Origin of the sequence: Chryseobacterium sp. T20, from assembly GCF_047345655.1 — a bacterium.
In the GTDB taxonomy this organism is placed as follows: domain Bacteria; phylum Bacteroidota; class Bacteroidia; order Flavobacteriales; family Weeksellaceae; genus Chryseobacterium.
The window spans coordinates 55,919-66,372 of sequence record NZ_JBLFDU010000020.1; the positions used below are offsets into that span (position 1 = coordinate 55,919).

Annotated in this window: 13 protein-coding genes; 10 read left to right on the forward strand and 3 right to left on the reverse strand. The window is 35.5% G+C overall.

Going from position 1 to position 10,454, the window contains the following annotated elements; all coding sequences use genetic code 11:
- A complete protein-coding gene (locus ACMA47_RS24795; RefSeq protein WP_034694018.1) occupies positions 1 to 519 on the reverse strand; it encodes a KdsC family phosphatase in 519 nt (172 codons plus the stop codon).
- Positions 509 to 1,258 carry a Rossmann-like and DUF2520 domain-containing protein gene (locus ACMA47_RS24800; RefSeq protein WP_413931945.1) on the reverse strand — a complete coding sequence of 250 codons (750 nt, stop codon included), beginning with the start codon at positions 1,256 to 1,258 and terminating at the stop codon, positions 509 to 511. The genes ACMA47_RS24795 and ACMA47_RS24800 overlap by 11 nt, the downstream gene beginning before the upstream one ends.
- A gap of 181 nt (positions 1,259 to 1,439) precedes the next feature.
- Here ACMA47_RS24800 and ACMA47_RS24805 point away from each other — a divergent pair, with 181 nt between their 5' ends.
- From ACMA47_RS24805 to lepA, 5 genes are all read left to right on the forward strand, one after another.
- Positions 1,440 to 1,991: an RNA polymerase sigma factor gene (locus ACMA47_RS24805; protein ID WP_034694015.1), complete on the forward strand. Its 552-nt coding sequence runs from the start codon at positions 1,440 to 1,442 to the stop codon at positions 1,989 to 1,991.
- Between the two features lie 16 nt (positions 1,992 to 2,007).
- Complete coding sequence (locus ACMA47_RS24810) at positions 2,008 to 2,550, forward strand: hypothetical protein (RefSeq protein WP_413931946.1); 543 nt, start codon at positions 2,008 to 2,010, stop codon at positions 2,548 to 2,550.
- A 6-nt stretch (positions 2,551 to 2,556) separates the two neighbouring features.
- A complete protein-coding gene (locus tag ACMA47_RS24815; protein ID WP_413931947.1) occupies positions 2,557 to 3,069 on the forward strand; it encodes a hypothetical protein in 513 nt (170 codons plus the stop codon).
- A gap of 100 nt (positions 3,070 to 3,169) precedes the next feature.
- Positions 3,170 to 4,189 carry a hypothetical protein gene (locus ACMA47_RS24820; protein WP_413931948.1) on the forward strand — a complete coding sequence of 340 codons (1,020 nt, stop codon included), beginning with the start codon at positions 3,170 to 3,172 and terminating at the stop codon, positions 4,187 to 4,189.
- 124 nt (positions 4,190 to 4,313) lie between these two features.
- Positions 4,314 to 6,110 carry a translation elongation factor 4 gene (gene lepA / locus ACMA47_RS24825; RefSeq protein ID WP_047095122.1) on the forward strand — a complete coding sequence of 599 codons (1,797 nt, stop codon included), beginning with the start codon at positions 4,314 to 4,316 and terminating at the stop codon, positions 6,108 to 6,110.
- Positions 6,111 to 6,166: 56 nt separating this feature from the next.
- Here the strand turns inward: lepA and ACMA47_RS24830 are convergent, their stop codons facing one another.
- A complete protein-coding gene (locus ACMA47_RS24830) occupies positions 6,167 to 6,808 on the reverse strand; it encodes a DUF1579 domain-containing protein (RefSeq protein ID WP_413931949.1) in 642 nt (213 codons plus the stop codon).
- A 123-nt stretch (positions 6,809 to 6,931) separates the two neighbouring features.
- Here ACMA47_RS24830 and ACMA47_RS24835 point away from each other — a divergent pair, with 123 nt between their 5' ends.
- The 5 genes from ACMA47_RS24835 (at position 6,932) to ACMA47_RS24855 (ending at position 10,336) form a co-directional block, all read left to right on the forward strand.
- A complete protein-coding gene (locus ACMA47_RS24835) occupies positions 6,932 to 7,627 on the forward strand; it encodes an NUDIX hydrolase (protein ID WP_034694004.1) in 696 nt (231 codons plus the stop codon).
- 320 nt (positions 7,628 to 7,947) lie between these two features.
- Complete coding sequence (locus ACMA47_RS24840; protein ID WP_413931950.1) at positions 7,948 to 8,490, forward strand: NADAR family protein; 543 nt, start codon at positions 7,948 to 7,950, stop codon at positions 8,488 to 8,490.
- Between the two features lie 28 nt (positions 8,491 to 8,518).
- Positions 8,519 to 9,067 (forward strand): 2OG-Fe(II) oxygenase, encoded by a 549-nt coding sequence (locus ACMA47_RS24845; protein ID WP_413931951.1) that lies wholly within the window; start codon positions 8,519 to 8,521, stop codon positions 9,065 to 9,067.
- 76 nt (positions 9,068 to 9,143) lie between these two features.
- The gene (locus ACMA47_RS24850; protein ID WP_413931952.1) at positions 9,144 to 9,479 is read left to right on the forward strand and encodes a hypothetical protein; all 336 of its coding nucleotides are present in this window, start codon (positions 9,144 to 9,146) and stop codon (positions 9,477 to 9,479) included.
- Between the two features lie 2 nt (positions 9,480 to 9,481).
- A complete protein-coding gene (locus tag ACMA47_RS24855) occupies positions 9,482 to 10,336 on the forward strand; it encodes a hypothetical protein (protein ID WP_413931953.1) in 855 nt (284 codons plus the stop codon).
- Positions 10,337 to 10,454 lie beyond the last annotated feature (118 nt).

Genomic DNA, 10,454 nt, shown 5'->3' on the forward strand with positions numbered 1-10,454 from the left:
TTATACAGATTGAGTATTATCGTCATGCCAGTTCCCCTGAACTTTCATTACCTGTTCAATCACATCACGTACTGCACCCGTTCCTCCTTTTTTAGGGGAAATATAATCGGAAATTCCTTTTACTTCGGGAACTGCATTTTCAGGACATGCTGCAATGGCTGAACTTTCCATAATGTGAATATCCGGAAGATCATCACCCATCGTCAGAATTTCTTCATTTTTAAGATTATATTTCTTCTTAAAGTCTTCGAAATCATCTATTTTATTGTGAGACTTCGGATAGTAATCCTGAATACCAAGATAATTGATTCTGTGCTTTACCATTTCATCATTTCCTCCGGTAATAACACCGATTAAATAATTGTTTTTTAAAGCTTTTACTACCGCATATCCGTCCAGAACATTCATTACCCTGCACATATTTCCTCCGGGAAGAAGATAAACACTTCCGTCAGTGAAAACTCCGTCAACATCAAATACAAATGCTTTAATATCTTTTAATTTCTCTTTATAACTCATACATTTTCTGAATAGAATGATTCATTGTTTTATAAATTTCAAGACTTTCGTCTTTTAATAACTGTTCATGCAGTTGTAAAATCCTTACATCATTTCTTACTGCCGGACCGGTTTGTGCCATTTTGGGTTCAATTTCATGAATTTTCTGAACCGTTTCATCAATGAGAGGTAAGAAATAATCAAACGGAATATCCTGGGAATCTGAAATTTCTTTAGCTCTTGAAAAAAGGTGATTCACAAAATTGCAGGCAAAAACAGCCGTCAGGTGAATATATTTTCTTTTTTCATGATTACTTTCCATCACTCTTTCCGAAATCTTTGAAGCAAGATCAAATAATATTTTTTGATCTTTTTCATTTTCCGCCTCTATAAAAAACGGAATTTTTTCATATTCAAGTTCTTTGGATTTTGAAAAAGTCTGTAAAGGGTAGAAGCTGGATTTTCTATACTCACCAGCCAGCACTTCTTTTGGAAGAGATCCTGAGGTATGGGCCACCAAGCAGTCTTTTTTTGTAATAATTTTTGAGACTTCTTCTACAGAATGATCACTTACACAAAGAATATAAAGATCTGCTTCTTCCAGATGATCTGTAGAGTAAGGAATATTTAATTCTTCAGAAATTTTACCTAATTCTTTTTCGTTCCTCCCAAAAATCTGGGCCAGAGGAATACTTTTCAAAGTGAAAGCTTTTGCCATATGATAGGCTACATTCCCGGAACCGATGATTACAATTTGCATATAACAAATATAAGATTTTAAGCTGAGCCTGGAAAGGAAGAACACTTCAGAAATCCTGTACTTCAATATAGGCACGTTTATTGCGTAAGTGTCTCATATTATTTTTAATATTTACATTGAAAATTGAATTTTTAATTTAACTTTCAGCTATTTTTGTAATCCAAAACAATGAAGGCATCTTATGAAGATTAAGGACGCGGAAATTATTTCGTTGATGCAGAATCCACGGACCCAGGATAAAGGGGTTCGTGCCTTGATGGACGCCTATCAAAGCAGATTGTACTGGCACATAAGAAGAATTATTGTGGACGGAGATCTTGCACAGGATACTTTGCAGGAAACTTTTATTAAAGCATATCAGAATTTTCATCAGTTCAAAAATGATAGCCAGTTGTATACCTGGTTGTACAGAATCGCTACCAACGAAGCGCTACAGCAGGTTAACAAAATGAAAAAAATGCAGAAAACTGATGAGGATCCGGAGTATCATATGCAGAATCTTGTTGCAGATAATACAGAAGGTGATGCTGAAGAAATACAGATTTTACTGCAGAACGCTATACAGAGCCTGCCCGAAAAGCAGAAACTGGTATTTATGATGCGGTATTATGATGATTTACCTTACGAAGAAATATCAAAAATTGTAGATATGTCGGTAGGGACGTTGAAAACGAATTATCATTATGCCAAACAGAAAATAGAAGATTATATTAAAGAAAATTACGAAAAATAATTTTTGACCAACAAAGATGAAAGAGTTCGACATAGAAAAATTAGAGCGTAAAAACATTTACACAGTTCCTGATAATATGTTTGAAAATATTCAGGAGAGCGTTATGAATGATATAAAGACAAGTAAAAAAGCACCTGTCTTTAAGCTGAACTGGATGTATGCAGCTGCTGCATCGCTGGCTTTGATTTTTGGAGCAACTTATGTTTTTAATTCAGATAACGATTCTACGGAACAAATCCTGAACTCTAAAACAACCTATGTTGCCAATAACGGAGAGCCCAAAACAGAAAGCGAGCTGGCTTATGAAACTTTAAAATCTGATTTAACTTCTGTTGAAAATAATAATCAAACAGTTGAAAATCAAAAAAATAACAATGTTTACGCTTCTAAAAGTGTAGGCGAAACTAAAAAAACAACAGAGAGCCCTAAACCGGTGAAAACTGTAAAGAAAAAAGAAGAAACACGAATGAATGAATATCTGGACTCGTTTTCTAATTCTGAAATTGCAGAGTTAGCAAGTAATTCGACTCAGGACGTTTATTTGGATATTTATAATTAAAAGAAAATGAAAAAGATATTATTGACGTTTTTGATTATTTATGGCTTTGGATTAAATGCCCAAAGGACAGACTATGATTGGAAAAAGATGGATCCTAAACAAAGGAAAGAAGTCATCAATAATCTTTCTCCGGAAGAGAGAAAAGATCTCCTAAAGAAATTCAGGAACAATATGATCATGGATAATCTGAATGTCGATCCAGATGATAAAGCTGAATTTACACAATTGTATAACGAATATCTGGATAGCCAGAAGCAGATAAAAAGTCAGTTTAATTCCAACTTTGACCCCGAAACTTTATCAGATGACGAAGCGAAAGCTAAGTTGCAGCAAAGTTTTGAAGTAGGGCAGAAGCTATTGGATAACAGAAAAAAATATGCAGATAAAATGCAGCAGGTAATTCCCTGCCAAAAAGTTCTGAAACTGTTTCAATCCGAAAAGATGATGAAGGATAAAATGGATGAAAGAAATCCTCACGGAAATAATAACAATGCTTCCGGAACTAAACAGAACCCATAATAGTTTATTTTTTTAATGTTGGACGGCTCTTACAGTTCTTTTCTGTGAGAGCCGTTTAATTTTACACCAAAAAAAATTATTTTTACCACAAAGTTTATCTATGAAAAAAGTACTTTTCTTTTTATTGTTTTCGATCGTATTATGGGGGCAGAAAATAGAAACAATTGATCTTTCAAAATCTATTAAAGACAGCAAAAACTCAATCAAAAGTTTTACGATGATAGATCAAAGAGCCCATCAGGAAATCGGAATGGTCATGTACCATAAGGATGAAGTGAAAGTTGTTTTCGAAAATAATGCGGTCAAAGACATACAGGATTGGTTTTATAAGTACAATCCGACACGAGGAAATAATGATTTGGTTTTTTTGCTTGAAAATTTAAGTATTTCAGAAGATAAAAAGGAAAAGTACTCTATCGGAAAGCTTGAATTAAAGGCAAGTACATTTATTAAGAAAGAAGACGGATATCATTTTATGGATAGAATAGACACTATCGCAACCGTCTCATCCCGTACAACCCCTTATCTGGCACAAAGCTTGGCAAGAAAAGTAACTTTAATTCTTACTGATCTTTTTAAGGACTCCTATAAAGCAACCCCTTGGGAACTTAGTATTTCAGAAAATGATTTTCCTGATTATGCCTCTGTATTAAAAGAAAAACTGAGCATTCTAAAAGCAAATGAACTAAAAGAAGGGGTTTACAAAGACTATTACAGCTTTTTTACTCACAATCCTGAACCCGGATTTACTTTGCAGGTTAATGATAAGGGAATCGTTACAAAGGCTGTAAAAGGAGATGAAAAAACGGCAATAAGACATTTCTATGCTTTTGTCTATAAGGGCATTGCGTACAAAAATATTCCTGTAGGTTACACTGAGATTTTCAAAGATGATAGAGGGGTTTTTATAGAGGTAACAAGAGCAGAATTATTTCCTGAAACGGCAACAACCGGGGTGACAATTGGTGCAGCAGCAGGTGGTCTTATTGGTGGCGTCATTGGTGCGGTGATAGATGTCAGTTTATCAGGCAAAAGAAAGAATACTGTAGGGCCTAAAGTTTATCTTGATCCTTTTACTGGAAATTATGTGTTACCGGAAGACTTTGGCAAAACAAAATAATATTTAAAAAGAGGGAAAATTTCACCTCTCTTCTTATTGTTATCTGTGTTTCAGTTAAAAGAAAGAATTAAGAATGAAAAATTCTCCTGCATTTTCTTATCTTTGCAAACTACAAGATTCTTAAATGAAAAACATACGAAATTTTTGCATAATCGCTCATATCGACCATGGTAAAAGTACCCTGGCAGACCGTCTATTGGAGTACACGAATACCGTTACCCAAAGAGAATTACAGTCTCAGACGCTGGATGATATGGATTTGGAGAAAGAACGTGGGATTACAATCAAGTCGCACGCGATCCAAATGGATTATGAGTATAAAGGAGAAAAATATATTTTAAACCTTATTGATACCCCGGGACACGTTGACTTCTCTTATGAAGTTTCCCGTTCTATTGCTGCCTGTGAAGGTGCACTTCTTATTGTAGATGCTGCACAGAGTATTCAGGCTCAAACCATTAGTAACCTGTATCTTGCATTGGAAAATGATTTAACGATCATTCCGATTCTGAATAAAATTGACCTTCCGTCTGCGAACCCTGAAGAAGTAACCGATGAGATCATGAATCTTATCGGATGTGAATATGAAGATGTATTAAGAGTTTCCGGTAAAACTGGGGAAGGAGTTCACAATCTTTTAGAACAGATTGTTGAAAGAATTCCTGCACCGGTAGGAGATCCTGACGGACCACTTCAGGCCTTGATCTTTGACTCTGTTTACAACCCGTTCAGAGGTATTGAAGCTTATTTTAAAGTAGTGAACGGAAGCATCACTAAAAATGAAAAGATCAAATTCTTTGCTACAGGAAAAGAATATGGAGCTGATGAAGTAGGTACATTAAAACTGAAGCAGGTTCCAAAGAAAACAATCCATTGCGGAGATGTAGGATATCTTGTATCGGGTATTAAAGATGCCCGTGAGGTAAAAGTAGGAGATACCATTACATCATTTGAAAAACCAGCTGACGGACCAATTGATGGATTCGAGGAAGTAAAACCAATGGTATTTGCCGGGATTTACCCAATTGATTCTGAAGATTTTGAAGAATTAAGATTCTCTCTTGAAAAGTTAAGACTGAATGATGCTTCTCTGGTTTTCGAGCCGGAAAGTTCAGCAGCTCTTGGTTTTGGTTTCCGTTGCGGATTCTTGGGAATGCTACACATGGAAATTGTTCAGGAACGTCTTGACAGAGAGTTCAATATGAATGTAATCACTACGGTACCGAACGTTTCTTATTTTGGATATACTAAAAAAGAACCTGAAGTTCCGATTCTGATCAACAACCCGTCTGAAATGATGGATCCTTCAACGATGGACAGAGTAGAAGAACCTTTCATCAAGGCTTCTATCATTACAAAATCTGACTTCGTAGGAGCGGTAATGACTTTATGTATCGAAAAGAGAGGAGAAATTGTTAACCAGAGTTATCTGACATCAGAAAGAGTAGAGTTAATTTTCAATATGCCGCTTGCTGAGGTTGTATTCGACTTCTATGACAGATTAAAATCTATCTCTAAAGGATATGCTTCATTCGATTATCACCCAATCGGATTCAGAGCTTCCAAGCTTGTAAAAATGGATATCCTGATCAATGGTGATATGGTAGATGCTTTATCTTCATTGATTCACGATTCTAATGCTTATTATATTGGTAAGAGAATGTGTGAAAAGCTTCGTGAACTGATCCCGAGACAACAGTTTGATATTGCTGTTCAGGCTGCATTAGGAACGAAAGTAATCGCAAGAGAAACTATTAAAGCCTTGAGAAAGGACGTTACCGCAAAATGTTACGGAGGAGATATTTCCAGAAAACGTAAATTATTGGAGAAACAGAAAGAAGGTAAGAAGAAAATGAAGCAGATTGGTAGAGTAGAAGTACCACAATCAGCGTTCATGGCTGTACTAAAGTTAAATGATTAACTATTAATCTATTATAAAATAAAAACCGCTTCCAACGAAGCGGTTTTTTTATGGGTTTATTTTTTACGCGTATATTTTATTTCCATTGTTTTGTACTCTTTTCCTGTTTTGGAATCAGGGCCGTACATTTCCAGTTTTTGAGTATTATCATCCACAAAGGTGAATACTTCTCTGAAATCACAATCTTTTCCAGGTCTTGATGGATCTGTCATTTTTCCTTTAAACTCAACTGATTTTGTGGAAGGATTCCAGTCGCCTTCGCTATGCATGATTCCGGTTCCCATATTGTCGATCCACGTACTGACAAACTTCTTTTTTGAGTTGTCATATCCTACGATGCTCATCCCTTCAAAAGGCATTCCCATAAAGTCGCCTTTGTGATTAGTCATTTGATAACGTCCGCCAAACATCATTTTATTGGTAGCCTCAGATTTACTCATCATAGGTTTTGCTCCGTTTTCCATCCACATGGTAGTTTCTCCGTTCCAGGTTCCATCAGATTTCGCAAGCATTTTTTGCATTTCTCCCGGAGTTGAGTAAGCCATCCAGTCTTTCATGGCGGTTGCAGAATCTACGGGTTTCCATTCAGATGTAGAAGCTGAATCTGTTTTATCAGAACCAGTGGCTGCTGTCGTTTTTCCTTTCTCACAAGCTATTAATAATAAAACTGCAGAAAGAATTGTTAATAAATTTTTCATAATAATTTAGTTTTAAGATGGTTAGAAAGATAACTTAAAGATAAGAACTTTTATTATAACAGAATTTATTTTTTAATACAGGCATAAATTGTAACTTTGTGTATTCGTAACGCAAATCAATTTATGGAGTCTCCAAAAAAATTACAGGATATAAAAGTGGCTGTAGATGCCGTTATTTTCGGATATTTTGATAAAAAAGATCTTCAGATCCTTCTGATTAAAAGAAATATTGAACCCTTTAAAGGAGGCTGGGCACTTCCGGGAGGACTTGTTCTGGATGACGAAAGTGTAGATGATGCGGTAAAAAGAGAACTCTATGAAGAAGCAGGCATAAAGCCCGATTTTTTAGAACAACTGTATACTTTTGGTAATCTGGGTCGTGATCCGAGAAACAGAGTGGTTTCTGTGGCTTATTTAGGGCTTGTAAACCCTTCTTATCATGAACTGTTTGCCGATTCGGATGCGGAAGATGCACAATGGTTCAGCATTAATAAACTTCCTTCAGTAGCTTTTGATCATAAAACAATCATTGAGACTGCTCTAAAAAGACTTCGCACAAAAATTCAATACCAGCCGATCGGCTTCAATCTTCTCAACGAAGAATTCCCTTTTTCAGACCTTGAAAACCTTTATAAAACAATTGTCGGACAGGAAATTGACAGAAGAAATTTCCGTAAAAAAATCATGAGCTACGGATTGCTTAACGAAACCAATAACGTTAAAAAAGAAGGAAGCGGCAGACCTGGAAAACTTTTTACATTCAATAAAGAAAAATATAAAGAGCTGGAAGAACAGGGCTTTTATTTTGAAATTAAATAGTTTGTTTTAAAGACAAATTTCACAAATGTCTTGCACAAATCGTCACTAGTATAGGCTAGCAAATTAGATAATAAATCAAAAACATATTCAATAGGAACGGGCTTTAGCCCGTTTTTTTATACCATATCATTCCATTGGCTTTAGCCTAAACGCATCAAATTTGTGTCATTTGTGATTAAAATTTGTGTTATTAGTGTTTACTGAAATCAAATTTTTATCACAGTAAATCAATTAATTATATTTATTAGCGTAAAATTAACACAAATAAATTTGCTGCAAAGACTGATATTGTTTTAAATTTGTGTCAAAATAACGCAATCATGAAATACACCATACAAAATATTACAGAACGCTTTCAAAAAAAGGAAAGGATAAAATTTCTCTTTTTCTGGGGACACACGGCAAAAGATATCGTTACCAAATCATGTTTCAGCCAATGGTTTCCAGGAAGTTTTGAAGAAAACAAAATTGTTTACAAGACTGCAGAACATTATATGATGGCTGGAAAAGCAAGATTATTTAATGATGTTGAAATGGAAAAGGAAATTTTAAAAGCCACTACTCCTAATCAGGCAAAAGCCCTTGGCCGAAAAGTGAAAAATTTTGATCCTAAACTTTGGGATGAACATAAATATCAGATTGTAACTCAGGGAAATCTGTTGAAATTCTCTCAAAATCAGAAATTTAAAGAATTTCTTTTATCAACCGGAGATAAAGTTTTGGTGGAGGCAAGTCCTTATGATAGAATCTGGGGAATCGGGATGCTGGAAACGGATAGCAGAGCTGAAAACCCTTTATTATGGAACGGAGAAAACCTTTTAGGATTTGCTTTGATGGAGGTAAGAGATGAATTAAGAAGGTAAAACACAAACCAGACACAAAATATTAATTATGGAAAAAATAGAATTACACCCACAGATATTTCTGATTGAAAATTTTCTGACCGAGGCTGAATGTGATCAGTACATCAGTCTTTCGCAGGAAAAAGTTTTTGAAGAAGCAAAAATCAATGTTTTGGGACGTCAGCAAATGAATAAAGGGATCAGAAATAATGACCGACTGATGATTTTTGATACAACTATTGCTGAAGAGCTTTTTAAAAAGGCTATAGAGTTTCTACCTCAGGAACATGATGGATATCAGATTCTTAACTTTAATGAAATGCTCAGAGTTTATAAATATGCTCCCGGACAGCAGTTCAAAATGCACAGAGATGGAAGTTATATCCGAAATGAAAGAGAGAAAAGCTTTTACACCTTTATGATTTACCTGAATGATGATTTTGAAGGAGGAGAAACAGAATTTGAAAACCTGTTTACAGTAGCTCCGAAGAAAGGAACAGCTCTTATTTTCCATCATCCTTTAAGACATGAAGGAAAAACGCTGATCAGCGGATTGAAATATGTTTTGAGAACAGATGTAATGTATTCAAAAGTATAAATCATCCATAAAAGGGAAGGCATTACTATGTCTTGTTTAATTAGTGTAAAATTAACACAAATAAAAATATTTGATCATGGAAGATGAATTAAAACCCAGATTTATCGAATCATTACAAAGAAATAATGATCAGATCAGAGAAGACCGTGCTAGAATCATCGGAGCAGATTCCGAATTGATTTACAGGCGCAGAGTGGAAGATATCGAATTAAAAATTAAGAGACTCGAGCGCGAACAGGAAGGGCTTATTGATATCAGTCCTTTAGACAGAAACAGTCTGACTTTTGCAGATTTCAATCCCGAAGCATTCGTTCAGAAAGACATGGAATTATCATTAACAATCAGAAATCTGAATATTCAGCTCGAAGTAACCCAAAAGAGATTTGAATATTTATTTGGAAAAACACCGTAGTCATGGGAAGTACAAGATACGATTTAGACGCTCGTTATGATAGAGCAAGCAAAGCAGGTTACGGAACAAAATCCGCAGGGGAAATTTTTACCCAGAATGCCAAAAGAATGGCTCATGAATCGATGAATCCTCATGGAATTTCTTTCAGAGAATCCAGAGATTCAGAAGTTCACCCTCATTCAGTTCCGATTATTTTAGGATTGGACGTTACCGGAAGTATGGGGCATATACCTCATGAGTTGATCAGAGAAGGATTACCGAAACTCATGGGAGGAATTATCCAGGGAGGAGTTCCCGATCCGGCCTTATTGTTTCTTGGAATTGGAGATCATGAATGTGATGGCTATCCGCTTCAGGTGGGACAGTTCGAATCAGGAGATGAAGAACTGGATATGTGGCTCACACGAACTTATATTGAGTCCGGAGGTGGCGGAAATGCAGGTGAAAGCTATCTTTTAGCATGGTATTTTGCAGCATTTCACACCAGAACAGATGCTTTTGAAAAAAGAGGACAAAAAGGATTACTGTTTACCGTAGGTGATGAACCTTGTTTGAAAACACTTTCTGCATCCGCCATCAGAGAAATTATGGGAAAAGGACAGCAAACCTACACTCATTTTGAACTGCTGGAAGAAGCAAAGAAAAAATATGAAGTATACCACATCAGTGTTCTGCACTCTGATCAGGCATTGAGAGCAGACAGAGGTTGGAAAGAATTATTAGGGCAAAACTGTATTTCCATAGCAGATCACAGGGAAATTCCAAATGTTATTAAAAATATTATCTGTGATAAATTTAAAAACAAAAGCTTCGGAATAACAGGAACGGGAGGATTGGATCAGTTTCAGATGCTTTAGAAATCTGTCAATGTCATTATAAAATAGGAATGGCAATACTAGAAACCTCAAAAATTAAAAGACATGAAAAAGGCGCAAATAGTAATAGGACTTGGTTTTGGTGATGAAGGAAAAGGGA

Excerpts from the sequence above, each read along its gene's own strand:
- ACMA47_RS24795 (WP_034694018.1), bottom strand. The coding sequence starts at position 519 with ATGAGTTATAAAGAGAAATTAAAAGATATTAAAGCATTTGTATTTGAT.
- ACMA47_RS24800 (WP_413931945.1), bottom strand. The coding sequence starts at position 1,258 with ATGCAAATTGTAATCATCGGTTCCGGGAATGTAGCCTATCATATGGCA.
- ACMA47_RS24805 (WP_034694015.1), top strand. The coding sequence starts at position 1,440 with ATGAAGATTAAGGACGCGGAAATTATTTCGTTGATGCAGAATCCACGG.
- ACMA47_RS24810 (WP_413931946.1), top strand. The coding sequence starts at position 2,008 with ATGAAAGAGTTCGACATAGAAAAATTAGAGCGTAAAAACATTTACACA.
- ACMA47_RS24815 (WP_413931947.1), top strand. The coding sequence starts at position 2,557 with ATGAAAAAGATATTATTGACGTTTTTGATTATTTATGGCTTTGGATTA.
- ACMA47_RS24820 (WP_413931948.1), top strand. The coding sequence starts at position 3,170 with ATGAAAAAAGTACTTTTCTTTTTATTGTTTTCGATCGTATTATGGGGG.
- lepA (WP_047095122.1), top strand. The coding sequence starts at position 4,314 with ATGAAAAACATACGAAATTTTTGCATAATCGCTCATATCGACCATGGT.
- ACMA47_RS24830 (WP_413931949.1), bottom strand. The coding sequence starts at position 6,808 with ATGAAAAATTTATTAACAATTCTTTCTGCAGTTTTATTATTAATAGCT.
- ACMA47_RS24835 (WP_034694004.1), top strand. The coding sequence starts at position 6,932 with ATGGAGTCTCCAAAAAAATTACAGGATATAAAAGTGGCTGTAGATGCC.
- ACMA47_RS24840 (WP_413931950.1), top strand. The coding sequence starts at position 7,948 with ATGAAATACACCATACAAAATATTACAGAACGCTTTCAAAAAAAGGAA.
- ACMA47_RS24845 (WP_413931951.1), top strand. The coding sequence starts at position 8,519 with ATGGAAAAAATAGAATTACACCCACAGATATTTCTGATTGAAAATTTT.
- ACMA47_RS24850 (WP_413931952.1), top strand. The coding sequence starts at position 9,144 with ATGGAAGATGAATTAAAACCCAGATTTATCGAATCATTACAAAGAAAT.
- ACMA47_RS24855 (WP_413931953.1), top strand. The coding sequence starts at position 9,482 with ATGGGAAGTACAAGATACGATTTAGACGCTCGTTATGATAGAGCAAGC.